Origin of the sequence: Mesorhizobium sp. B2-3-14, from assembly GCF_006442175.1 — a bacterium.
Taxonomy (GTDB): Bacteria; Pseudomonadota; Alphaproteobacteria; order Rhizobiales; family Rhizobiaceae; genus Mesorhizobium; species Mesorhizobium australicum.
Genome location: NZ_VFVP01000009.1, coordinates 194,504 through 220,348 on the forward strand (window position 1 = coordinate 194,504; position 25,845 = coordinate 220,348).

At 57.2% G+C, this 25,845-nt stretch carries 18 protein-coding genes; 3 read left to right on the top strand and 15 right to left on the bottom strand.

The window, feature by feature from the left end:
* Positions 1-375 precede the first annotated feature (375 nt).
* On the top strand, positions 376-1,743 hold the full coding sequence (locus FJ950_RS22390; protein WP_140618647.1) for an O-antigen ligase: 1,368 nt from the start codon (positions 376-378) through the stop codon (positions 1,741-1,743).
* Between the two features lie 17 nt (positions 1,744-1,760).
* Positions 1,761-2,708: an NAD-dependent epimerase/dehydratase family protein gene (locus tag FJ950_RS22395; protein ID WP_140618649.1), complete on the top strand. Its 948-nt coding sequence runs from the start codon at positions 1,761-1,763 to the stop codon at positions 2,706-2,708.
* Positions 2,709-2,749: 41 nt separating this feature from the next.
* Here the strand turns inward: FJ950_RS22395 and FJ950_RS22400 are convergent, their stop codons facing one another.
* The 4 genes from FJ950_RS22400 to FJ950_RS22420 form a co-directional block, all read right to left on the bottom strand.
* Positions 2,750-3,289, bottom strand: a complete 540-nt coding sequence (locus tag FJ950_RS22400) for a sugar transferase (RefSeq protein WP_015318705.1) — start codon at positions 3,287-3,289, stop codon at positions 2,750-2,752.
* A 114-nt stretch (positions 3,290-3,403) separates the two neighbouring features.
* Positions 3,404-4,336 (bottom strand): glycosyltransferase family 2 protein, encoded by a 933-nt coding sequence (locus FJ950_RS22405; RefSeq protein ID WP_140618651.1) that lies wholly within the window; start codon positions 4,334-4,336, stop codon positions 3,404-3,406.
* Positions 4,337-4,454: 118 nt separating this feature from the next.
* On the bottom strand, positions 4,455-6,443 hold the full coding sequence (locus FJ950_RS22415; protein ID WP_181171384.1) for a nucleoside-diphosphate sugar epimerase/dehydratase: 1,989 nt from the start codon (positions 6,441-6,443) through the stop codon (positions 4,455-4,457).
* Between the two features lie 187 nt (positions 6,444-6,630).
* On the bottom strand, positions 6,631-8,298 hold the full coding sequence (locus FJ950_RS22420; protein WP_181171386.1) for a polysaccharide pyruvyl transferase family protein: 1,668 nt from the start codon (positions 8,296-8,298) through the stop codon (positions 6,631-6,633).
* A gap of 33 nt (positions 8,299-8,331) precedes the next feature.
* Between FJ950_RS22420 and FJ950_RS22425 the strand changes: the two genes are divergently transcribed.
* Positions 8,332-9,009, top strand: a complete 678-nt coding sequence (locus tag FJ950_RS22425; protein WP_140618657.1) for a glycosyltransferase — start codon at positions 8,332-8,334, stop codon at positions 9,007-9,009.
* Here FJ950_RS22425 and FJ950_RS22430 read toward each other — a convergent pair.
* The 11 genes from FJ950_RS22430 to FJ950_RS22480 form a co-directional block, all read right to left on the bottom strand.
* The gene (locus tag FJ950_RS22430) at positions 8,989-10,449 is read right to left on the bottom strand and encodes an ABC transporter ATP-binding protein (protein ID WP_140618658.1); all 1,461 of its coding nucleotides are present in this window, start codon (positions 10,447-10,449) and stop codon (positions 8,989-8,991) included. The two genes, FJ950_RS22425 and FJ950_RS22430, sit on opposite strands and share 21 nt — an antisense overlap.
* Positions 10,439-11,245: an ABC transporter permease gene (locus FJ950_RS22435; protein WP_210241252.1), complete on the bottom strand. Its 807-nt coding sequence runs from the start codon at positions 11,243-11,245 to the stop codon at positions 10,439-10,441. The genes FJ950_RS22430 and FJ950_RS22435 overlap by 11 nt, the downstream gene beginning before the upstream one ends.
* Before the next feature lie 10 nt (positions 11,246-11,255).
* Positions 11,256-13,310 (bottom strand): methyltransferase domain-containing protein, encoded by a 2,055-nt coding sequence (locus FJ950_RS22440; protein WP_140618660.1) that lies wholly within the window; start codon positions 13,308-13,310, stop codon positions 11,256-11,258.
* A 15-nt stretch (positions 13,311-13,325) separates the two neighbouring features.
* Positions 13,326-17,363 carry a glycosyltransferase gene (locus tag FJ950_RS22445; RefSeq protein ID WP_140618662.1) on the bottom strand — a complete coding sequence of 1,346 codons (4,038 nt, stop codon included), beginning with the start codon at positions 17,361-17,363 and terminating at the stop codon, positions 13,326-13,328.
* A complete protein-coding gene (rfbD, locus tag FJ950_RS22450) occupies positions 17,360-18,268 on the bottom strand; it encodes a dTDP-4-dehydrorhamnose reductase (protein WP_140618664.1) in 909 nt (302 codons plus the stop codon). Before rfbD ends, FJ950_RS22445 begins: the two co-directional genes overlap by 4 nt.
* Positions 18,265-19,335, bottom strand: a complete 1,071-nt coding sequence (gene rfbB / locus FJ950_RS22455) for a dTDP-glucose 4,6-dehydratase (protein ID WP_140618666.1) — start codon at positions 19,333-19,335, stop codon at positions 18,265-18,267. Before rfbB ends, rfbD begins: the two co-directional genes overlap by 4 nt.
* A 25-nt stretch (positions 19,336-19,360) precedes the next feature.
* Positions 19,361-19,915, bottom strand: coding sequence for a dTDP-4-dehydrorhamnose 3,5-epimerase (gene rfbC / locus FJ950_RS22460; RefSeq protein ID WP_140618667.1), 555 nt, complete (start codon positions 19,913-19,915; stop codon positions 19,361-19,363).
* On the bottom strand, positions 19,916-20,797 hold the full coding sequence (rfbA, locus tag FJ950_RS22465; protein WP_140618669.1) for a glucose-1-phosphate thymidylyltransferase RfbA: 882 nt from the start codon (positions 20,795-20,797) through the stop codon (positions 19,916-19,918).
* 151 nt (positions 20,798-20,948) lie between these two features.
* On the bottom strand, positions 20,949-22,289 hold the full coding sequence (locus FJ950_RS22470) for an O-antigen ligase family protein (RefSeq protein ID WP_140618671.1): 1,341 nt from the start codon (positions 22,287-22,289) through the stop codon (positions 20,949-20,951).
* Positions 22,286-23,545 carry a hypothetical protein gene (locus FJ950_RS22475; RefSeq protein WP_246681362.1) on the bottom strand — a complete coding sequence of 420 codons (1,260 nt, stop codon included), beginning with the start codon at positions 23,543-23,545 and terminating at the stop codon, positions 22,286-22,288. Before FJ950_RS22475 ends, FJ950_RS22470 begins: the two co-directional genes overlap by 4 nt.
* Positions 23,433-25,811, bottom strand: a complete 2,379-nt coding sequence (locus FJ950_RS22480) for a polysaccharide biosynthesis tyrosine autokinase (protein WP_140618673.1) — start codon at positions 25,809-25,811, stop codon at positions 23,433-23,435. Before FJ950_RS22480 ends, FJ950_RS22475 begins: the two co-directional genes overlap by 113 nt.
* Positions 25,812-25,845 lie beyond the last annotated feature (34 nt).

The following is a 25,845-nucleotide window of genomic DNA, read 5'->3' on the forward strand; positions in this document are numbered from 1 at the left end:
GTGTTTCGTGCGGGCGTTCTAGCAGATCGTCGCGGCCCAGAACAATGCAAGACGAGCCCGACAGCCATTCGTTCGGGAATGAATTTTCCACGGTTGCGACAAAACCCGGAAATTTCTGCTTGGAGAGCTTCCAGCCGTGAAAAGGCTGGAAAAATATTGCCTGTGAGAAGGCCGGGGATGCTGCAGGGTCAACCGGTGCCGACCGGGGGTTTCGGCGGCAATCGATCACGGCGTACTATCGAAACAGCGGCCCAGCCGCTATACGCTTAGAAAGGGCAAGATGCATTATCAATGGGCAATTTCGAGGTGAGCATGTTGGGTTTCACCGAACACGATGTGCCGCATAAATTTTCTCGAGAATAGCGGGTCCGAAAATTGAACCGGCCTTCATTCATAAGACAGCAAATCACGCCTTCGCGGATCAATGTCTACTTCTCCATTCTCTGCTTCTTTTCTCCCCCGGTCCTGGGATCGGCGGTCAGCTTCGTGTTCAATGGCGGCGGACTATGGTCCGTCCTGTTAATCGTCTTGAAGAGAAGGCACTTCAATGTCGACCGGGCGATGATGGCGCTAACGATCGCGATCTACGCCTATTGCGCAAGCAATGTCCTGGCGTCCATCGTCAACCACGCGATCGTCAAGGACGCACGGCATCTTGTCCCGCTGATCACCTTTCTGTTTTTTCCCATTTCCTATTCGACCTGGAGCACTACGCAAAAAACAACGCTCGTCCGCATCATTGTGTTGGCCAGCATGGCGGCTTGTTTCGGAGCGCTGCTGCTGGCGGTTTGTCAGCAATATCGACTTGGTATGCGCGCCGAGGGTGGGGCGGGGAATGCGATCGTTTTTGCTGAGGTCCTCTGCCTTGCGGTGGTGATCTGCGTGGCCGCTGCCCTATCCGGTATAGAGAAATACAGGATCGCCCTCGCCTGCGCCGCACTCGGCGGAACGATCGCCATCATCTACTCCGGTACGCGCATCGTCTGGCTGGCACTGCTGATTGTCGGTGTCGCCGTTCTGTTGATCAACCAGCAGAAGCTAAGAGGGAGAGATGCCGTTCGCGTGCTTTTGCTGCTGGCCGCGATTGCGGTCGCTATCGCGTTTTTCGGGTTCCAGACGATAGCGGGGCGCGTCGCATTTCTGCACTCCGACTGGGATGCGCTGGCGGCCCATGGTGACCACACGACTGCTTTGGGACTACGCGTCGCGCTTTGGGATATCGGCCTGAAGGCATTTCATGAGATGCCATTGTTTGGACATGGGGTGGGTGCCACCCGGCTCTTGATCAAGCAGGGCTTTCAGGATCAGTTCGGGATGGATGCAGGTTTCAGTCATTTCCACAACGGCTTCCTGACCACCTTGGTACAAGCGGGAATCTTGGGTGCGGTGACGCTGGCGGCGATCTTTGTGGCTGCCGTCAGAAATGCAGCCCTGGTCCTCCGTGACAGCACCGATCCGATCGAACGGTTCGGCGCCACCATGATCGTCGCCGTCGTGATCACCTACCTGACTGCCGGCATGACGGGCATCCTGATCGGCCATGACATTCTTGACTCGGTCTTTATGGTCTTCCTGGTGTCGGGAACATATCTTGCCTGTGGCCGCCAGGCCGCGTTGGTGGAAAGGCAAGCCCTTCCACCAGTGGTGGGAGCCCAGGCGACGTCACCACCGAAAAGCCAAACCGTTCCACTGGTGACAGAAGCCGTTCCATCAGACCTGGCACCTCCGCCAGCCGCCCGATAGCCGGTCCGGGCAAGACAATGAAAGTCCTGGTTACGGGCGCGACGGGTTTCATCGGCCGCCAGGTGGTCCATCGGCTTCGTGAGGCCGGCGTCGAACTTCGCCTTGCCTCCCGCCAGCCGGATAGACTTGATGCCGGGCCCGACACGATGCAGATGCCTGGGTACGATGCACCTGCCGAGGCTTTCCTGGCGCTGACCAGGGATGTTACGGATGTCGTCCATTGCGCGGGTCTGAACAATGATCAGGGCAATGCCACCGAAGCCGATTTTCGGGCAGCCAATGCGCAATTGAGCGCACGTCTGGCGCATGCCGCCGCCACGCAGGCAAGCGTACGGTTCATTCATCTTTCCTCGGTCCGGGCCGTGATCGGCGCGCGTGCCAGCGCAACGATCGACGAAAACACGATCCCCGATCCACAAGACGCCTACGGGCGCTCGAAACGCGAAGCAGAAATTGCGGTGTTGGGCGCCTATGCCTCGCATGGCCGTGCCGACGCGGCCATATTGCGGCTGCCGCCAGTCTACGGGATCGGCATGAAAGGAAACCTGGCGATGCTGATGCGGCTCGCCGATACGGGTCTGCCGATGCCGACAGGCGCATTGACGGCGAACCGTTCGCTGCTGTCATCGCAATCCGCGGCACGGGCGGTGTGGCATCTGCTTTGCCATTCCGAGCCACTTCGTCCGATCTATCTCGCCAGCGACGAGCCGCCGGTGTCCGTCGCTGCCGTCATCGGTGCCTTTCGCCGCGGCTTGCGGAGACCGACGCGCCTGATGACCGTGCCGGCTGGACCAATGCGGACAGCCGCCACACTGCTTGGCAAGCGGATGTTCTGGGACAGCCTGACGGCGACGCAAATATGCGACCCGTCGCTGCTTGTCTCGGAAGGCTGGGCGCCGGAAACCAGCACGCTGGAGCGGCTGACCGAGATAGCGCGGCTCCGAAGCCCTCGACGTCCTGTTTGATCCCGGCTCAAAGACCGGTTCCGCTTCTGGAGCGGGGCTGCTCAGCCGCGATAAAGTGTTCCAAACAGGATCCGAAGGTCGAGCCAGAACGACGCGCTCCTGAGATAGGTGGCATCGGTTTCGGCCAGAAGTTGCGGGTTCGACATGTCGATGCCCCTGATCTGGGCCAAGCCTGTCATCCCGGGCAAAGCCTGCAAAACGCCCAGCCGCCTGCGGCATTCGATCAGTTCCGTCTGGGTCGGCAGGCAAGGACGCGGCCCGACCAGGCTCATTTCGCCGCGCAGGACATTCCACAGCTGCGGCAACTCGTCGAGCTTGAATTTCCGCAAGCCCCTTCCAACCGATGTCACGGCGCTCACCGGGGTTTCATGCGAGGGCAAGGATGGCGTTCCCTGGTACATCGTCCGCAACTTGTGGCAGCGAAAAAGCACACCTTCGCGGCCAATCCGCGTTTGTGAAAAAATCACCGGACCGGGGGAGGATACTCGGACGGCAACAATGGCCAGCAATAGAATGGGAGAGGTTGCCACCAGCAGCACAGCCGCACCGGCGAGATCGAAGATTTTCTTGGCTGTCTTCATGTGGCCGATAGGGCTCCCTGCCAGGCTCTACGCGATGACCGCGAGCGATGCCCGTCAATCCGGTCGGCGTAGCACGAGGTCGCCTTCCCAACCAAGCGCGCCGGGTCCGCGATTTCAGATACGACCCAGGACAAAGGCGAGATAGAGCCCAAGGGTGCCGGCAAAAGTCTGTCGATAGACGCCGCTTTTGCGCAGGGCGCCCAGGCGTTGGAAAAGGGAACCTCGCCGACCGTTCGCGAACAGGTCGAGGCACGCCACCGCATCCTTCGTAAGGAGATCGCGATTGACGGCAAGGCCGGCAAGATTGAGATCGGTCCAGTCCGCGAACTGGCCCTTGAACAGGCGACCCAGCCGCGAGATCCGCGCCTGCCATGATGCATTGGCGCCGACCAGATTTGCCGCATGCTGGCGGTAGCGTACCAATGGCCGCGGATCGTAGCGGACGACCCCGCCGGCACCGGTGACGATCAGGTAGGCCCACCAATCGTGGCTGACGAAACCGGTGCGCGCGGAGGCCTTGGCCAACAGATCGCGCGCCGCGCGGTTGAGCAGCATGGTGTTGCCGCCGGCGATACTCTGCACCAGCGCATTGCGGAACGACGGCGGACGGCTAAACAGCGGCGAATGGCCGACCAGGCGTCCGGTTTCGGTCATGGTCGCGGTTCGCGAGCAGAACATCAGCGGAATGTCCGCATCAAATGCCTGCATCCAGCCGAGGGCGCTTTCAAGCCTGTCGGGCTCCCAGACATCGTCCTGATCGCAGAAGGCGTAACAATCCGCGTCGATGCTCGGGTCCAGGATCATCGACCGGAAATTGGCGGCAAAGCCTTGCCGCGGCCCCTCCACCAGATTTATCCGACCTTTTGTCCAGCGGGGCTTCCAGGCTTCGATGACGGCAACCGTGCCATCGACGGAGCCGTCGTCGGATATCCAAAGGTCGATCAGAAGATGGGACTGCGCGAGCAGCGACTGCACCTGCTCGTCGATAAAGGCGGCGCCATCCTTCGTGCCCATCAGGACCGCAATGCGCAGATCTGTCTTATCCACTGATGTCAAACGCCTTGCCGCGCGAGGAAAACCGCTGCGCACTTTTCCTGGAATTGCTCATCTTTGCCTTCACGCAATTCCGGACGGAAAACCGCTGCGCACTTTTCCTGGAATTGCTTTAGCTCGCCTGCCCGGCCGTTTTCGGGACCGCGCCCTGCCGCGCGTTCGCCCTTGTCTTCGTCGCGCGGTCGAGGTCGGTCAGGATGGTGAGCGAGGCTGCCTTGTCCTGGGCCTTCATGGATTGCTGTAGCGCCGCAAGTGCTGCCTGGACATCCGACCATAGTGCGACATCGGTGCTCAGGCCGAAGATCTTGGCAATGCTGAGTTCGACCAGTTCCTCATCCTCGCCGTGCAGCGTCTCGTGGAGCTTTTCGCCCGGGCGGATGCCCGTGAAGCGGATTGGAATATCCGTATAGGGGCTTTTTCCCGCCATGCGGATCATCGTCTCGGCCACTTCGACGATCGGCACGGGCTTGCCCATGTCGAGCATGTAGACGGCGTAGTCCTGGCCGGCCGGCCGCGAGGCGGCATCGGCCGCCGACATGATGACGAGATCGACGGCTTCGGCGACGGTCATGAAATAGCGCGTCATGCGCCGGTCGGTTATGGTGACCGGCCCGCCGGCCTCGATCTGCGCCTGGAATATGGTCGCCACCGAGCCATTGCTGCCGAAGACGTTGCCGAAGCGCACCGCGATGAACTTGGTGGCCGCGCGGCGGCCGCCCGGTTCGCCGGCCGGTGTCCCGTGCAGCGCGCTGACGATCTGTTCGGCGGTCCGCTTGGTCATGCCGAGCACGGATGTCGGATCGACGGCCTTGTCGCTCGAGACCATGACGAATTGCGCCACGCCGCATTTGGCGGCGACCTCGGCGCAGACAAGCGTGCCGAAGACATTGGTCTGGATGGCGGATTCCCAATTCTCCTCCAGCAGCGGAACATGCTTCAAGGCCGCGGCATGGAAGATGATGTCGGGTTTGAACTCCGTGACGACGCGCGTCATCTGGCGCCGGTCCGCGACATCGACGATGCGGACCTTGAGGCGCTCATGGTACTTCTCGTCGACATACTGGCTCAACTGAAAGATGCCGAATTCGGAATTGTCGGCGACCAGCACGGCCTCGGCTCCAAGCTCCAGCGACCGCTTGACCAGCGTTCGCCCGATGGAGCCGGCGCCTCCCGTGACGAGGACGCGCTTGCCGCCGACGAAGGCGCCGATGCGCTCGATGTCGGATGGCACAGTCGGGCGGCGCAGGATCGTTTCCATCTCGACGGCGTCGAGAACGAGCTTTCCCTCCTGGCCGACCTGCGAAAGGCCCGCGAACTGCACGACCGCTATGTCGCCGTGACGCGCGACGCGGACCAGCTCCGAATATTCCTCGATCTCATGCTCGGCGCCGCTGCCGAAGATCAGCAGATCGAGGCTTTTGGTGCCGCTCGCATAGTCTTCCAGGACATCGATCAGGCGCGGCCGGGTAGCCACCACCGGGACCCCTTGAATGCGCGTGCCGAGCGGTGCGCCATGCTCGGTGGCCATGATGCCCGCTATTGTATGGTCGGGGGGTTGCGCCGTGCGCGTGAAACGAATGATCAGGTCAGCCTCGCCGAGCCGCCCGACGAACAGGGCCTGCTTGGTGCGCGCCGTGTCGGCCTTGCCGCTGAGGACACCCCAGCTCGCGCCGTCACGCAGGAAGCGGTAGAACAGCCGGGGCGCCGAGATGATGGTGAAGGAGACGAGCAGGAAGACGATGAACTGGCGCTCGTTGAGCCCCGCGACAGGCTGAAAGGAACGCACGACTAGCGAAACGGCGTAGAGCACGAATGTCAGTATCGCGCAGCTCTTCAGGATGTTGAAGAAATCAGGCGTCGAGGCGAAGCGCCAGACCGTGGTGTAGAGGCCGCAATATCTGAACAGAAGATGGCTGATGAGCACTATGCCGGCCCAGGTGACAAGGCCCTCCGTGGAGAGCGCCCCAAAGGAAAGATCCGACCGCGACAGGACAAGGCTGAGCGCCACGGCGACCAGGACCATGACCACGTCCTGGACCATGATGAAGGCGCGCCGAATCTGTGGCCTGAGCCCGAACACAGCTTCCAGGGAAGTATTCATTAGGCAGTACTAAACTCCAGGCTGTCGGAGTGACTGCCAGCAAAGTGTGTGAGCACGAGAATCATTCGCGACCATCACACTTCCAAGCAGCATCTCCGGCCCCCGCCGTGCTGTATCGCATACTGCGAGCCGCGAGGCATAGCCAGATGTTTTTTTGGGGGCTGCGCGGTCGGAGCGCTAGACCTGATCAAGGAGTAGGTGCTCCCTGATCTAAGAACTGCGTGCGTTCAACCAAAACTCCATTTGCATCGGTGTCGACATAGATGAAATGGCCGAACTCCGTTGGCCCGTTTGTCGCAAGCTTGTCCGCGGCTAGGTTGTTCCAGTGAGAGATAGCACCAGAAGAGGTTTTGAAATATGCGGAGGACGAATAATCGGCTGCCTTTAAATACCAGTCGAGGTGCGCGGCTTCAAAAGGATAGTAGACACGCCTTGCCGTCTTCATTCTGTTAAACGGCTCGCCAGCTCTGTGCAGCGCAAAAGTGGTATCAATTGGGGCTTCAATACTGGCAATTCGGCCATGCGAAGTCTCCACCCATTCAGGCTTGCGATGCCAAAACTGCTCAATGTGGCGATTCATCACATCTTGAAACAGTGGGTAATCGTGTGGAATATCGCGGATGCGAATCATCGGCCCAACGCATTGCACTGAGGTATAGCGATCAAGGAGCTCGTCATAGACGTCGAGCGCTTCGGCATTCGCGACAGAAAGATCGATGTCGCAGTCTGTTACAACATATCTGGTTGGCTGGGCCCATGATGAAAAATAGTCTTTAATCGTTTCATCAACGTCATTGAGGTCATCTTGGTTAAAAATTCTTTCTCTCTTATATATTATGCACCCCTCGGATTTTAAATCATCCAGAATGTGAAGTGTTTCAGGGTCATCGGATCCGTTGTCATGTATGATTACTTCGACACTTCTTTTCATTTTCCTATATGAGTTAATCGCAGTTCTCAAGAATTTGCCGCGATTGTAAGAGATTACGAAAATCGGCAAAGGGTTTTTCCTGCATGATGACAAAGTCTGATAAGAGCGCTGGCCAAGGTCATGCGAAAGCTCGCCTATTCGGCTGTTAGGAAAATTCGAAATCATAGCCGCCCGATCGATCTGCATGTCATGCAAAGTGGCACGAGCCACCAATTCATTAACGTCTATGTCGATTGCTGGTTCATACGGTTGATTCTGAGGCTGATTGGCCAGCGAGAACCAATCCCGAAATTTGAATCCGCTCCTGACGACGCGATCCGAAAGCTTGATCCAAAGATTGGGGATGCCAAATGCCTCGGCGAATATTAACCCGTGTAGGCTTGAGCTTACTATGGCGTCGCATGACTGCAGGGTGCGAAAAAACTCGGCGGGTGAGCCGTGGACATTAACGTCAACCACCCCCTCTTCGCGAAGAAGGCGCTGAAAAAGAGGATGTTGGCGATCCACGTAGTGGGGAATAAGCCCCATACGGAACCTTTGCTCAGAGTCTAGCCGGGGAAGGAAATCGGGTACGAGAAAACCCGGATCACCGAGTGGGATGTCAGGGACATCGACGCCCGCCGATTTAAACTTCTGATGGGTCAGCTTGCCTCGTAATGCATACACATTTGAGGCAAGGATTTGCGACACTTGCTGATCCGGGTCCATGAGGCCGGTCCCCCACAAGATCGTCCTAGAGTTGGCGCTACCTGCGATACTGCCGATTGAAAAAAGCCTCGCCTGATTGGAGTCAGTGGAAAATATTGTACGTTGACGCGAGACATGCTCAATCACGTCCGGGCTCACCACGTCACCGATGTTTCCAATCCTTGAAAAATGCCACTCTCGAATTGGGACATCGGATGGCGTCGGCTTGACGCCCACTGATCCTCTTCTCACGGTCTTAAGCAGGAAACGATGGATACGGCTTTTGTAATTCGGTTTCATTACGGTCCAAGTGATCAACGGTTTGACTGGCGGTTTGCGTATTTTCGCTCTGTAGTGCTTCCACGTATACTCTCACAGACCGTCAAAGAATTCGAGATCGCCATCTGGTGCAACCCCTGGCACCAAGACATGTTTCTCGCCCTTTCTGATAAAATCAGAGTTTTCGGCGTACGCCCCGAAGTTGACGGCTTCATTCGTACAGAGGATGTTGAGCGAGCGGCCGAATACCATATTGATTTTACTTACTGGCGAGATGTTGTTGGCCTTCCTCCCTATCGAATACAGGTTGGACTTGACAGCGACGACCTCATTAGACAAGACTACCTGGACAGAATACATCATGAGATATCAAAGAACCGATCAAGCTCCCTCCATATCTGTTTCCAGCCTATGATATTTAATCTCGAAAACCTGACGCAATACGACCTGAAAGCCGATTATGGCCCAGAAGCCGGGTCCCCATTCTTCGCAATCGTGCAAAATGAGGGGGCCGGTTATATATTCTCCTACGAGCAGTCTCATTTGAAATTGCCAAAATTCTTCGCCAATTCGGTTAAAGTGGAACCAGGCTACTGCTGGTTCACAATTCATGACTCGAACGCATCGACCAGGCTGCCATCCACAAGCTCACCGATCCTCAACCCTTGAGGTAACCGTTGATAGGTAGGGCTGTGCGCCGAAGTCGACACGCCCTACCGCAAGCGATCCGATTTCAGGCGCCACCCTTACCATCACCGCATCCACAATCCTATGCATCACGATGCGCTCGGAATCTCGTGTTCCGCTAACGCCGCTGCTGAGGAAATAGACACCTGGAAGCATCGAGCAAGAAAACTCCCAACGAACAGAGATCGATTGCCCAGAGGACACAGACTTCGTTCTTTGATCCGGAGAGCGAATGGTTTGAGCCCCACCGAGCCCGTAACCCTCAGTGGTTCGAATCCAAATTCCAAACCCAACATCCCGGGCGCTGGCTATGAAATCGACTTGGTATTCAAAGACATAACGACGCCCAAGACGGAGGACGTTCACAGGTTTACCGCTGAGCGTCAATACGCGCATGCTATGAATGCGTGCCCCACGAACTTCGTGAGACTCAATCGATTGAGACTGCATGCCGTCATCGAGATAATCGCCGATGTCCGTGAATGCCCCGGGGAATTCTTCCAAATGTTCCGCCCAGAGGGAGCTGTCACTTGGATTACTAACTGCTTGCTGGCGTACCTGGGCCTTCGCCACCGAAGGCTCATCTGGAGATGACCCCTTAATGGAGAGGATATTCGATCGGATCTCCGCGGCGCCATCAGCACTCGCATTTACCAGCCGCTGATACTGGCCGGTCACAGCCTTCGGCTTACCCTCAAGAATCTTTTCGCCGCCATCAAGAAGGATTGCCCGCGTGCATAGCTGCACAATGGTTTGCGCACCATGACTGACAAAAAGGATGGTGCCGCCTTTGTCCTTGATATCCTCAATGCGGGCGAAACATTTGCGCTGAAAGGCTTCATCCCCCACCGATAGCGCTTCGTCCACTATCAGAATATCGGGATCGACATTGATAGCGGTGGCGAAAGCCAACCGCACGTACATGCCTGACGAATAAGTCTTCACCGGCTGGTCCATAAACGGGCCGATATCCGCGAAACGGGCTATCTCATCGAAACGCCACTCCATTTCCTTGCGGGGCACACCAAGGATCGAGGCATTGAGGAAGACGTTTTCGCGGCCTGTGAACTCGGGGTTGAACCCGGCACCAAGCTCCAGGAGCGCGGCGATGCGGCCGTTGACTTCGACCGAGCCGCTGGTTGGCTGCAGCGTACCGCAGATGATTTGCAGCAGCGTCGACTTGCCGGAGCCATTGCGGCCGATGATACCGACAGTTTCGCCACGACCAACTTCGAAAGACACTCGCGACAGAGCTGCGAAGTCGCGAAAATAGCGACGCGGTGGACGGCCGATCAGCCGCTCCAGCCGCGGCACCACCATCTGCTTGAAGCGATCTTCAGGCCGTTCGAACATGACATAATGTTTGGATATGTCGTGCACGCGAATAGCGATGTCGGAAGCACCGGGCTTATCAGAGGACATCGGCAAATCCCCGCCGTGTCTTTTGGAAAAATTGATAGCCGAGAAATGCGATCGCAATCGCCACGAGCGAATAGTAGCAAAGCGCCAGCCAATTCGGTTGCACACCAAAAAGAACTACGTCGCGGAAACTTTCGACGGGAATAGCGAGCGGGTTTAGTGAAAGCCATGGCTGGAGCCATACGGGCAGCGAGGTTCTCTGGAAGAAAACCGGCGAAAGGAACATGGTCGCCGTCACCAGAGGTGCTACGATCTGGCTCATGTCACGAAAATACACGCCGATTGATGCCAATATCCAGGCTATGCCGAGCACCATGATGATCAGAGGCGCGAAAACCAATGGTGCCAGAACCACCGTAAGCGGAACCTGGCCAAAAACGATGAAGGCGAAGACCAATAGCACGAGCAAACTGACTGCCGCATGGAACAACGCCGCGCCGGCAGAAACCAAGGGTAGGATCTGAATCGGAAACACGATCTTTTTGACGTAGTTGGCATTGGCAACGATCAGACCGGGCGCCAGCGAAACCACCTCCGCGAAAAATTGGAAAACGATCAATCCGCAGAATAGAACGACCGCATACTCCCCCGTTGAATCTGTGCCGCTTTGCTGACCGGGGATAGTCCAGCGCGACTTCATCACCACACCAAACACGAATGTATAGACAGCGAGCATGAACAGGGGATTGAGCAGGGACCATAACAGCCCCAGGGCGGAGCCGCGGTAGCGCCCGGTAACTTCTCGGCGGACGAGGGAAAAAACGATATCTGCATTTGGCATGTTGTGCGCGACCGCCACTACGGCAACTCTACTTTGCGGGAACGTGAGATTCGGAGATCTCGGCACGAGCGCATCGAGCCAGAACCAACCGATCAGCAAGTCCTCGGGGGCCGCCCTTGGCTAAATTAACGATGAATTCATACCCCTCGGTGTCGAATGAAATCTGCTCGGAGCAGTAAATCAAATTAAGTGACCGAAGGTCGTTCATAATTAAAGAAAATGACGACGGTGTGAACCGCCAATTATGGACATCAAAATATTGCGGCTCCCTCTGAACCCTTTCATATAGTTCTTCAGCTTGCTGGAAAGTATGCAAGAATTCCAAGTTTCCATTGGCCCCATGATGCCATGACGGCTTGCCGTCTAGAAACGCAGCGAGGGATACGTGGTCGAAGATGGTTCCTGGAGTATGGCGCTTGCGCTTCTCGAGAAAGGCTTGAAGGACATCTCCTGTCGTCGTTACACCTCGGAAAATATCGAAACAATACCGGCAATCGGGTATAGCCAACGAAAGCACTCCACCCGGCTTCAACATAGACTCGCATTGCTGCACAAAACTGACCAAGTCCGTCGTATGCTCAATGACATGTGATGCGAGAACAAAATCGTAATAATCTCGTCGGCCTGTCAGGCCATCGAGTGGCTCACCTTGCCAAACGAAATCGACCTCCTCAATTAGTTTTGTGTCGACACCCATGCCTTTGTATTTTCGGCGCAGCTCATCGGCAGGCGCATGGTCCAGGGTCTCGACACGATATCCCTGCGCTTTTGGAAGCAGTGGATTGTACCCTGGACCTATTTCCAGGCCTATACCGCTGGGGTCGATGTGCCACAGCAATTTCTGCCGCCTATCCAATTGTTGGCTCGCTCTTTCCTTCTTTGCACTTCTCAAATTCACAGCGGCCTCAACATCCTGACCCGCTTTAAGGTCGGAAGAAACTCTCCCTGTTTGAGACGAGACCAAATTATAAGCGCTGAAGCTGAGATTTCCCGGCGACGATCGGTTCTCCGATAAGAAACGTTCTATTGAGTCGACCCATTTTCCTGCGTGCGCCGCCAGTACCCGCGAATGCCACACTTCATTCGAGCAATCGAGCGCAATGCGACTGCGCATCTCAGCATCCTGGGCCATCTGCTCCAGGGCACGTGTCCAGTCGTCGTAATTTGTACCGATCAGAAGACCGTTGCCTTCATGGCGCACCGTATCTCTGTATGCTGGCACATCACTATATATGGCAGGAATACCAAGTGCACTGTAGTCTAGAAATTTTATGTCAGATTTGGAGTCGTTAAATCGACTTCTGCTTAAAGGGGCGATTGCAAAGTCCCAGTCTATCTTATTTTGCATCCATTCTACAAATTTCGGATACTCGACACTTTCGTGTGGAACGCTTGACAGACGAACAGGGAGATTCCCGAACACAGAAAGAACATCTGAAGGATCGGCAACACCCACGACTTCGAATTCAATGTCAGAGATTGACGATATCAATCTACGAACTGGCTGTATGACGCCTAAGAGATCTTCCAGATGGGTAAAAGTGCCCATGTATCCAAAGCGAAGCTTCTCTGGTTTGGACGGGAGTGCATTCCGTCTAGGGCGTCTGAATAACGTATCGTCTATTTGGTTAGGCAGAATAGCAACGTTGCCGTTCAGCTTAGCGATACGCTTTGCCAGGTTAGGAGTCGAAGTGATAACGCCGACTGCTCTTTGAATAAAGCGCCGGCATATCGTCCGTTGCAGCGCCCCTGGCCAAGATGCACGCCCCGGCTCATCATTTAGATCAAGAAGATTGTCATCTAGAGCGTAAACAAGAGAGATTCCTCTATATTCGAGCTCAGAGAATAGAGCGTTTTGCACATCCGCTTGACCCTCACCGCCCAAATCTTGACGCCATAAGCGGTCCACAATGACAACGTCGATTGCTTCACCGGGCAACTCCACGCCGGACGACAGTTCGATCCTCTGAGCGTTTGAAGGGTGTCCAAGCGGCCTTAGCAGCCGGATATAGCTGGTCCCAAAAGGTGTCCGACCATCTCCACTTTCAAACAGCACATGAACCTTGAGCTTTTTTGACAACATCCTACATTCCCAAAATCACTGGCTCAGGTCGCTTTCAGGAAACAGAGCGTCCAGGATTCGAACGGCTGCTCCTTCCGAATAGTACCCTGCGGCAGTTTCAACGCCTCCCAACTGTATTTTCCTAAGCAACTCGTTGTCGCTAACAAGCTCCACAAGCGCCTCGTAGCAGGCATTTTCATCCGTGGTATCCACGATCAATCCATTCCTGTGGTCGGTGACTATCTCTCCCAGGCCTCCATTTGCCGGACCTACCACGGCGGTGGCGCAACCCATCGCCTCCAGCGCAGTCAGGCCCATCGCTTGGTAAACCGAAAAATCTGCAAAGATGTCTACAGACGCGAGAAGTGCCGACATTTCGTCAGGATTTAGGTGGCCTCTTATCACGGCATTCGGAAGCGGAACGAATCGCCTCACGAGCGGATCTTCTGGGGAGCAGCCAAAGACATGGACTTCTACACGCTTCGGCTCACTCCGACAGATGCGCTCTAACACAGAAGCGGTTAGTTCGGGCGCCCGACGGGGAGTTGACGGACGTATCATGGCGGCGATTCGTGTGACACCGGTGTCGCCTCGGGCGCTCGGGAAAAAGCGGTCGCAATCGTAACTCGGTCCGACAATTGAAGGATCAATGCCGGTATACCGTTTTAACTCCCTGGCGTTCCAAGCGGTTTTGGTGAATAACTTCATGTTTGGTATCGCTGTGTAGCTGCTCAATGCTTGCGCGTGCAATGGGTCCGATTCATCGAAGAAATAGGGTTCGAAATCTTGTACGTAATAACCAAAGCATTGCCGTTCGCCTAACCCTAGCCCCCTAAACCATTCTACTGTAAAAAATACAGTTGCTATTACTGCGTCAAAACTGTCCTTTACTTTTGACAGCGACTGAGGGTTTTCCAGATAGATTATCGGAACCTCCACATTGGGGTAGCTAAGCTCGAACGCATCTTTATGCATTTTCAAGTTTGCAATCGTCACATCGACACCCGCCCGCATCATGCATTGCGCCTCTGTGAGCACAACATTGGCGCCGCCGCCAGAATCGCGTACCGGCAGCAAGAACAAGACACGACGCCCCTCATGGCGATCACGAATTTGATCTCGGTTCAGGATGCGTTCCGGGCCCACTGATATTCTGGCCCGCATTGCCGCGAGACCAGGATTTTCTTTAGTAGCATCTAGAGACAACAAAATCCGGCTGTCGTGTTTTTCACGCAGCATCTGATCGGAGCGCTCCACAAGCTTGCGCCGCCGTTCATTGGAGTAGCTTTTGGATTGCGCATGGTAAACATACGTGTCCTCAGCCACAGCAAGAAGCCATCCGGCTCCAGAAGCGCGCAAACAGTAGTCGTTTTCCTCTCCATAGCCCTCGCCAAACGCCGCCTCATCAAAGTAACCTATGTCTTCGATCAGGGAGCGCCGGAGAAGAATACAAAAACCATTGAGAAACCCGACTTTGGGATAGGCACGGGGGGAACACTCCGCAACGCACATGGCCATGCTATTCACATCCAAACCCTCTGGAAGCGAATTCAGCGCCCAGTCACCGCCTTCCGTCGTCAAGGGCACAGATTGCCATGATGCAGTATTACTCAGAGGGCCAACGATTCCAATCTTGTCGTCGGACTGAGCACATTCGACTAAGCGGTCAAGCCAAAATGGGGTAACGATAGTGTCGCTGTTTAAGAGGACAGTAAAATCGGCGCTGGACGCCTTCAGACCAACGTTTGCTGCACGTGTATAGCCCAACGCGATTTCATGCCTCAACAGTTGACCAGGCTGTCCAATCATAAACTCTCTCAGATATGACGCAGTTATCTCGTCACTGCCATCATCCACAATAATCAAATTGTAAGGAGGCATTGTACGTGCTGTCACGGATTCCAGACATCTACGAACGTCTTCCAAAGCGTTATGGACACAAATTATAATATCTACGCTCGCAACATGGCGGCGAACCACTTTCGAACGTTGGGGGAATGCTTGGTCATGCGGCGAGACCACGTCGAAACACTGCTCAACGTGCTCCTCTTTCGCTCTCCGTTGCATCAGAATTCTAATACGGTATCCAATACCTCTAATGCCCTCTCTACGAAGTACACGCCAACTGGTGGCTACGAGGGGCGCGACACCACCCGAGAACCGCAAAGCATCGGGAGTTAACCTGAGGACAGACGGTAGGCTCAGACGCTGACGAGGTGGGGTGAACGACTCTTTTGGCGAACTAAGTTCGTGTCCTTCGCCCTCTCTTCCTTCATTTCTGCCGTGTGCCAAGAAATGGGCAAAAGGGTTTAGGCCGGCGAGCGCAACGTCGGGGTTGCGGAGCAAATAGTTACTGCTGCTGAAGCGTGAATTTGGATCGCGCCCCTCGCGAGCACCAAAGACAACGTAGTGCCGCAGCGGATCAATTCGCCACTCAGCCACGTCAGGATTGTTCTTGAGGTACCAGCCCCTATCGAAAGCTCCGGATCGCCTGATGATGCCGGCTGCCCGCACGTCGCGCACTGGACTTAGGGAAAGCTTGGTTGCAGCGTTCCAAAGAACCGAAAAGGGATAGCCGAGCCCGAACGATGCGCGCTTTACGAGACGCGTTGTCGAACGGAGTTGAGACGTCAGATGCCAAGACGTACTGCTATAAACGGCATCAACGCGATCTCGTACGCTCTGAAGCTCGCCGAGAGCTTGATCCCGCTCTAACGATACACTTGCATGACGGAAATGAAGCGCCTCCAACTCTTGAGTTAAATGACGCTCTCGGCTTTCCGCGTCGGTAGCACGCTGCCGCTCCCGCTCGGTCTCAGCCAGCGCGTTGCGTACTCCGGCGAGTTCGACATCCTTCCTCGCTATTTTCACTCGCAACTTTTCGAGTTCTGTTGTGTATCGGTAAGTATCAGCATTGCGTTCGTCAGCCAAACGCTTGAGAGCTTCTTGCTGCCGTAATAATTGCTCGTCTTTTAGCTCCACTTCTCGACGGACACTCGTCAACTCGACTGTGTGCTGGTCTATTTCAGCCGCCCTCTCGTCCGCTAAATGCTGCGCCAGTGAACTCGCCTGCTTTAATCTTTGGACGCGCGAACCCATCTCATCGAAGAACGCTTCGCCAAACACCGGACTGACTGTGTCGAAGGAGATCCGCACGGCATCTAGCAACGCCATCGCGATAGGATCATTGGGGTCTTTTTCAAGTGCTCTCAACGCACCGTAAGCTTGCTTTACCCAATCAGCGATGCGTGGATCGGCGTCGAGCAGATCCGCGCTTGCGGCATGATGCTGATGATCAGTAGAGAAATGGGTCGACAGGCTTGTCTGCAGCGCAGAGATGGATTGCGGCCATTTTATATGCAGAGCCCCGGAAATTTTCTCAATGTCGACCCGCCAATCTTCAAGCAAAGCTTCATAGGAGACAAACACGCGAGGTTTGCCTCTGGTGTCATGTTCGGCCTCCAACTCGTGCCGCAGCCATAAAAGGGCGCTAAAGCCTGATGTGAATCCATCCCGCTTTTCGAGTGAAGCAATCACCGCCAAGGGATTGCGCTGCGTCAAGACATAGCGAACCTCGACATTTATCCGCTTCAGGATTTCAGCATAAAGCGGCACCAAACGTGAGATTCTCGGCTCCTTAAGGACGAAAAGCGACGCAGCGCCATACTCCTCGTCGATCAGCCTTGCGATCTCCGATTTGTAAAAACGTAAGCGAGCGGCGCCAAGATCGGTTTGCTCGAAGGGCCGCCAGTCATCCCAACTGCTGCCGGCCTCCGCAAGCATACGATCATGAAGTTCCATCAGCCGCAGCGGCTCCCAATGGCCAGTGGGGTTCGTTGGATTGGCACCAAGTGTATTCTTCGGCAGTTCAGCGCCGAGCAGGCTGATGGCCCTCGTCAGCGCGCTGGTGCCCGAACGGTGCATGCCGAGCACCATGATGCATGTGCGCTTCGTCGCTGGCTCCTTTGCAGCCGCCGGCTTCGCCTTGGTGCGGGCTTTTGCCGGCCGCCCTTCAGTCGGCTGCGGATCAGGCGTCGCGCCTTGCAGATTCTCAGGTGATGGATGCTTGTTCATGCGCTCAATATCTGTCTCGTCTCGTCAACCACCAGCCGCCGCACCACCTCCCCTGTCGACGCCCGCCAATCCGGCGCATCCCACCCAAATACGTCCGCGAATTTCGCGCTCGACAGCCGGGAATTGACAGGGCGGCGCGCCTTGGTTGGGTAGTCCATCGTCGTGATATCCCGCACCCGCGCCCAGGGACCACCAAACTTCAGGCTTGTGTCCAGGATATGACGGGCAAAGCCGCTCCAGTTGGTCTCGCCGGTGCCAGCCAGGTGATAGGTGCCGAATGCGGCGAAGTCCTTGTCGCCATGCAGCATGATGGCCGCATGCAGGATCGCGTCGGCGATATCAAGCGCGGATGTGGGATTTCCCCATTGATCTGATACCACCGAAATCTCATCGCGGTCGGCGGCCAGCCGCAGCATGGTTTTCGCGAAATTCTTGCCGAACGGACTGTAGACCCAGGCGGTACGCAGGATCAGGTGGCGCGGATTGGCTGATGCCACCGCCTGCTCGCCGGCGAGCTTGGAGGCGCCGTAGACACCGAGCGGCGCCGTCGGATCGGTTTCGATATAGGCATCGGCCTTGGTTCCGTCGAAGACATAGTCGGTCGAAAGATGGATGACCGGCACGCCCAGCCGCGCCGCGGCCTCCGCCACCTTGCCGGCACCGGTCGCGTTGACCGCAAAGGCCAGATCGGGCTCGTCCTCGGCCTGGTCGACGGCCGTGTAGGCGGCGGCCGACACGACGATATCGGGCTTGGCACCCGCGATGACGTCGATGATGGTGTCGGGCCGTGCCAGATCAAGCTCCGGGCGGCCGATGGCGACGACCTCCACGCCGGCGCGCGCCTGACCGGCCGCGAGCAGGCTCGCAGCGACCTGGCCGTCGCGTCCCGTGACGAGGAGCCTCACGCGCCCACCTTGCGGGCTTCGCCCAGTCTTTCGCCGGCATAGCGCTGTTCGCGGATCGGCCCCCACCACCATTCGTTGTCGAGGAACCAGTCCACGGTCCTGGCAAGGCCGCTGTCGAAATTCTCCCTGGGTGTCCAGCCGAGCTCGCGGCTTATCTTGGTGGCGTCGATGGCGTAGCGGCGGTCGTGGCCGGGACGGTCGGTGACGAAGGAGATCAGCTCGCGATAGCGCCTGCCGCCGGCGCGCGGACGCCTGGTGTCGAGCAGGTCGCAGATCGTCTCGACGACGGCAAGATTGGTGCGTTCCGAATTGCCGCCGACATTGTAGCTCTCGCCCGGTTGCCCTTTCGTGGCGACGAGTTCCAAGGCGCGCGCGTGATCCTCGACGAACAGCCAGTCGCGCACATTGGCGCCGGCGCCATAGACCGGCAGCGGCTTTTCGTCGAGCGCGTTGAGGATGACGAGGGGGATCAGCTTCTCGGGAAAATGATAGGGGCCGTAATTGTTCGAGCAGTTGGAAAGCACGACCGGCAGGCCGTAGGTCTCGTGCCAGGCGCGCACCAGATGGTCCGAGGCAGCCTTCGACGCGGAATAGGGCGAGGACGGCGCGTAGGGCGTCTCCTCCACGAACATGCCGCCGTCGAAAGGCAGGTCGCCGAACACCTCGTCGGTGGAGACGTGATGGAAGCGGAAGCGGATTTTCCTGTCGTCGGACAGGCCACGCCAGTATTCCAGCGCGGCGTTGAGGATCTTGTAGGTGCCGACGATGTTGGTCTCGATGAAGGCGCCCGGTCCGTCGATCGAACGGTCGACATGGCTCTCGGCGGCCAGGTTCATGACGATGTCGATATCGTGCCGGCGCAGAAGGTCGAGCACCGCCCTCTCGTCACAGATGTCGGCCTGGGCGAAGCTGTAATTATGGGCGTTCTCGATCGGCCGCAGCGAGGCCAGATTGCCCGCATAGGTCAGCTTGTCGAGATTGGTCACCCGGTGGGCCGGGTTGGCGCACAAATGCCTGCATACCGCCGAGCCGATGAAGCCGGCACCGCCCGTCACCAGAAAATTCATACCGCAATCCTCACGCAAACACCCATCAGGCGAATACCTCGGCGACGGCGAGCAGCGGCGCCTTGAGGTCCTTGTCCGAAAGCTGGAAGCCGCCGGCCAGCGACGGCCATTCGATGCCGATGGCAGAATCGTCGAAACGGATCGACCGGTCATGCTCGGGCGAATAGGTGTCGGTCACCTTGTACAGCACCTCGGTGTCGGGCACGAGCGTGACGAAGCCGTGCGCGAAGCCCCTGGGCACCAGGATCTGGTTGCCTTTTTGCGCCGACACTTCGAGGGCGACCCATTTTCCGAAGGTTTTCGAGGCGCGGCGGATGTCGACCGCGACATCGAGAATGCTGCCGCGGATCACCCGCAGCAGCTTGTCCTGGGCACGCGGCGCCAGCTGGTAATGGAGCCCGCGCAGCACGCCCGCGGCGGCGGAATAGGAGTGGTTGTCCTGCACGAAAACCAGGTCGATCCCGGCCTGCGAAAAGAGCTCGGCATTGTAGGTTTCCATGAAGAAACCGCGCGCATCGCCATGGCGTTTGGGAACGATTTCCAGCACCCCGTCGATGCCAAGGGATCTCACCTCCAGCATCTAGCCCTCCGACAGATCGGCGACACGCCGGCGCAGATAGGCGGCGTATTCGTTCTTTCCCAGGCGAGCTGCACGCTGCAACACCTCGTCAGCGCTCAGCCAGCCTTGTTCGAAGGCGATTTCCTCCGGACAGGCGACCTTGATGCCCTGGCGGTGTTCGATCGTGCGCACGAAGGAAGAGGCTTCATGCAGGCTGTCATGCGTGCCGGTGTCGAGCCAGGCATAGCCGCGTCCCAGCCGGTGAACATGGAGTTGGCCGCGCTCGAGATAGACATTGTTGACCGCCGTGATCTCGATCTCGCCCCGCGCCGAAGGGCGGATGGTCGGGGCGATGTCGACGACGTCATTGTCGTAGAAATAGAGACCCGTCACGGCCCAGTTGGACTTCGGGCTTTGTGGCTTTTCCTCGATCGTCAGCGCGGTCCCGGTCGCCTTGTCGAAGGACACCACGCCATAGCGTTCAGGATCCTCGACATGGTAGGCGAACACCGAAGCGCCTGTTTGGCGCGATGCAGCGGCGCGGCAAAGCTGCGACAGCCCGTCGCCAAAATAGATGTTGTCGCCCAGGATCATCGACACGCTGTCCTTGCCGATGAAATCGCGGCCGATGATGAAGGCTTCGGCGAGGCCATTGGGCTGCGGCTGCTCGGCGTAGGACAGTGCCAGCCCGAAGTCCGATCCGTCGCCGAGCAAGTCACGGAAAGCCGGCAGATCACGCGGCGTCGAAATGACCAGGATCTCTCTTATCCCCGCGAGCATCAGAACGCTCAGCGGATAATAGATCATCGGCTTGTCGTAGATGGGAAGAATTTGCTTAGAGACTGCTAATGTTAGTGGATAGAGACGCGTTCCACTGCCTCCAGCAAGGATAATTCCTTTCAAGAAGCTCTCCTCGACATGCCAAAGCCCCCCGGCCCTGATTGCCTGTGCTTAGGTTTCATGCATTGGCTTGTCAATGCGGCACACAACAAACGCATTGGCCACGCACGGGCAATCGGCTGGCGCCTCCCGCTTCGGCCGAACCCACCTGGTCCTACCTTGGCAAGGCCGATGCCCTGGCCGGGGCAAGCAGATTGTCCTCGTCGCGGCGGCTGGCCTTGCCCAATTCATCCCTCTGGTTGAGCCGATCGGCAAAACCGCGGTGAAAGACAATACCGTTCAAACAGGCAAACGTCATCGCAAGGGCGGCGGTTCGCAAGGGATAATCGACGAGGGAATGAACGAGCAGAAAAGCTAGCGACAGAAAAGCCGCCTTCTGCAACGGTTCCCCGCGAATTCTGGCGGACGATGCGGACAGCAGCACCGCATAGGCAACCATCAGCAGGATAGCCGGCAAACCGCCCTCCAACGCCAATTCCAGATAATCGTTGTGCGCGTGATTGACATAAGACTTGAAGATCATGCTGCCTTTTTCATGGATCTGGTAAACCTTCTGAAAAGCACCAAATCCGACACCGGTGGTCCAATTCTGTTCAATTCCCTCAATCGTGGTCCGTGCGAATTCGGCTCGTCCAAAGGCCGGGTCGACCACTTTGGCATCGATCTTTGCCCACGCGCCGATCGTGTAGATCGAAAGACCGATGAAAACCGCGAGGATGCCATAACCACCAACCCTCGAGCGCGCGGACAGGAAGACAACGGAGATGGCGGTGATCGCCAGCCCGATCAAAATGCCGGCCCGCGAACCGGCGGCCAGAAGCAGCAGCAGGAGGGTTACCAGACCGAGCGCTCCTGAAAGAAGGTGGCCGCGGAACAAGCCATAATATACCACGAAGGGGATCGAGACGAAGAGCAAGGCCGAGAAGTGGTTCTGGTTGGCAAAGAGACCCGCATTGATGGTAAACGGCAGCAGTCCCTCGATGGCGACGGTATCGGAGAGCGAATACTGGATTGCCGCCGCCAGGCCATTGCAGATCACCCCCATGAAAAAGAACGGCAGAAGACCGTGGACCTGCTCAGCGCGCAGGCGCAGGACGGCGAGGAAGAACGCCGCGGCCGCGACAAAATAGAGCATGCACTCGATGGTGCGCCCCACTCCGACGCTGACGAAGCGCAACCGGCTTTCGCCATCCAGCCATGGATCCGCAAGCAGCACCGCGGGCCGCACCCCCTCGAGCAGGGCGCCGGGCAGCGGCACGACCTGAAAACAGAACACCGCAACCACGAGAGCAAGCAACCACAACACGGCGCGGGGAATTGCCTGTTCCGACGGCCTCGAGAGGATCGCCGCGGCGCAGATGACCGCCGCAATCTCGATCAGCGTCTCGGTGTACAGACCGCTCGCGGTGCCGCCACCAATCAGCATCGATAGAAAGAGCACCGAGCCAAGAAGATATTTATCCCACTGCGTGGGCTGTCGCGACCGTTCTCTCACGACGATACTCTTTCGATGCTCAATTTGTGCATGACCAACGTCCCGACATACCGAAACCGCCAACTCTGTGCGATCGCGGCCGTTTCCAGTCTCAGCAACTGCATCGGGCACGCCGCCGGCCCAACCGTGAAGTCCAGGCTCAGGCTTCGCCTGTTGAAGGTGCCTTCCGGTATGTTGAAGCGCGCGATCTCATGTGAGGGAGCGACGCATCTGAGAGACCAGAACAATTCCTTCGGCAGTTTGAGATTCGTGGCCGAAGCGTTCAGGGAAATCCTGTAGGAGCCAGGAGGAAGTTCGATAAATTGCTGAAGCGCCGCGTTCTTGACGGGCGTGTTCAGAAATCGAATCGTCGCTCCGCTGTCGCTTTCACCTGCATCCCGCGATCCGGCGAAGGTGATCTCCATACCCGACCGGTCGTGTATCACCCAGTCGAATGGTTTGCCGCTGTGGACCGGTTCGAAGCCGCCGTTGAAAATGTAGCCGCCCAGTTTCCGTTCCTCGTCGGACAGGCTGAAGAGAAACAGCCGATAGGCCGGGTCATATTGCCTTTGCTTGATGTAGCCATCGATCACGGCCGACAATTCGTTGGACGTTGGAGACGTCGGGGACCCCGCGAGATCGAGCAACAGTTGGTTTGCGGCTGCCAAACCCTGGGGGTTCTGGCCAAGGGTCGAAAAAAGCTTGCCCCGCCATGGCGCCTCCGCCCGGATGGCGGCGAGCACGGCCCCGTACCCTTCGGGATTGGCGAGAATGGCCGGCCAACCGGCGGCCACGGTTGAAAATTGATCAGGCCACCGACGCAGCAAGATATCGATCTCGGCTACAGCCCTTACCAGGTTGCCCGTCTCGACGGAGCGATCGATGGATCTCTGCAATGCGTGTATTTCGGTCTTGGACAGCATTCGAGCCCGATCAAAGAGTTCGAACGCCTGGTCCTTCTCGCCCTGGCGATACTTGATCTCACCGATCAGGCTATAGAGGCGTGCATCCGCGACGTTGAAGCGAAGCGCATTCCGGGCCTTTGCGGCCAACCCGTCGAGATCGGCACCGTCGTTCGTCTGGTTCAGTTCGCCGGCGATCTCGCCTATCAAAGCATCTACGTTCAACGGATCCAGCGCGAGAGAGACGCTTGGCGTCCCCGTCTCAAGAAGACGACTTAGCCCGGTCGACGAAGCCATCAACACCAGAACGGAGGCGACGAACCAAACGCCTGAACGCAGGAGACTTTGCATGCGCGGGCTGGCCTGCTCCACCATCGACTTTGCCCTCGATTTTCGGGGTATTCGTGCCGTATTCGTAATACTGGGAATTCATGTATTTGTAGGCGTAGTTGTAGTCGAACTTGTTCACCTGGAATTTCGACATCGCTGCCCCGATGACATTCGCTCCGGCTGCTCGTAGACGCTTCAGAGCCGTTTTGGCGGATTTGCGGGTTACCTGGTTGGTGGAAATCACCATCAGCGTGCCTTCGGCAAGCCGGCCGAGGATCGGCGCATCCGAAAGGCCAACGACGGGCGGCGCATCGATGATGACCAGATCGAAGCGCTTGCCGAGATTGGTGATGATCAGCGCCGTTTTGGGCGAAGAGAGCAGGTCCGCCGGGTTCGGCGGTATCGTCCCCGATGTCAGAACAGTCACATTGGGATATTTCGTCGCTCTGAAGATACCGGCCAGATCTTCCTTGCGAACGGTGTTTGTCAGGAGATTGCTTAAGCCGATCGCGTTGTCGAGGCCGAACAGCCGATGCAGATTGGGTTTGCGCAAATCACCGTCGACAAGCAGAACCTTTGCGCCGAGAGCGGCAAAATCCTGGCCAAGCTTGAACGATGTGGTCGATTTACCCTCCGACGGTTCGGAGCTGGTAACCAGCAGCGAACGCGGCGCCCCTTCCGCTCCTGAGAATTGCAGCGACGTCCGCAACGAACGATAGGCCTCCGAAAGCCCCGACTTCTGATCGGCTATGCTGGCTATGAGTTCCCGGTCGTCGACGAGCGGCAAGATGCCGAGCATGGCCAATCCGAGCTCTTTTTCGATCTGCTCCGGATTTGTGAAGGTGTTGTTGAGCAATTCGACGATGTAGATGATCGACGCACTCAAGGCCATGAAGAGCACCAAGGCTATTGCAAGATTGATGCTGAGGCGAGGAGAATAAGGGCTCAAGGGCCGGGTCGCGACATCGACAACGGCAGCGCTTTGCGTCTTGAGCTCAGAACTCACGCCGACTTCGTTCAGCTTGGCGATCAGGCCGTCGTACTGCGACCGGTTGGAATCGACCTCGCGCTTGAGGATGGTGTATTTGATGTTCTTGTCGTTGAAGACGATCTGCTGCTTTTCCAGCTCCGTGAGCTTGGCCTTGAGGTCGGCTTCCTTGTTCTGCGCTTCCTGAAATTTCAACCGTAGCGAGTCGGTTATCGCCAGCACGCCATTGTTGTAGAGCCGCTGCAGTTCCTTGATCTGCGACTGCAACTGCTGCATTTCTGGAAAGCCAGGTTTCAGGATGCCTAATTTCTGCTGGTATTGGCTTGTGAGGTCCGCGAGCTTTTCACTGAGCTTCTGCAGGCCTTCGCTCTCCAGAACCGGACCGAGACTGGCGCCACGCCCCTTGTCCACCTGATCCACCATCCGCCCGGCATCGAGACGCTCCTGGATTGCGGTCGCGAGTGCCGTGTTGAGGGCCTCGATGTTTGACCCGATCAGCGATTTGTCGCCGCCGGTGACGGTAATGCCGGCATCCTTGGCATAGGCGACCAGTTCCTCCTCGGACTTCTGCAGCTTCTGTTTGACCTGCAGGACCTGCTCCTGAATGAACTGCCTTGCCAGATCCGACGTCTCGCTGGTCTGGTCGAGACGTTGATCGATGAAGCTCTGGGCGACCTGATTGGCGACATCGCTCGCATATTTCGGCTTCTGGTCGACGAAGGTGATCGACAGCAGGCTGGTGTTCGTCACCAGATTGACCGTGAGGTCATCGAGGACGCGCTTGATCGCCATGCCTTCCCGCTCTTCGGGCGTCTTTTCCTGGATCGAGAGCGATTTGGAAATTCCGAAGGCGCGGTAGAAGATGTTGCCTATTGAAAAACTCGGAGTCGGAAACAGGAAGTCCGGCTTTTCGGCTAGGCCCAGTTGAAAGACCACGCGCTGCGCCAAGGCCCTGCTCTTCAATTTCTCCCGGGCGGTCAGAAACGCCCGGACGTCACTGTTTTCGGAAACCACCTCAATGTCCTGGAAGACCTTTGCCGAAGGGACCAGAACCTCCAGCTGCGTCGTCGCTTGATATTTGGGTGTCTGCATCATCGTCACAATGACACCGGCGACGAGGCCCGCGACGGCCATCATGACGATCAGCCAGCGATACTGGATGACATAGAACAGCAAACGGAGCGGATTGAAGCCCTCGTCCTGGGCGGCATAGTCACGACCATACGGGCTATAATTCTGCGCCCCATCGTAATAAAGATCCGCGGACAGGGCTTGGCCATATCCGGGGCCGGCAATTTGGGGCTGCCTGTTGCGATCGAGCATGGCGCAAAGTCATCCTGGTTTGTCCGTGGCCGGC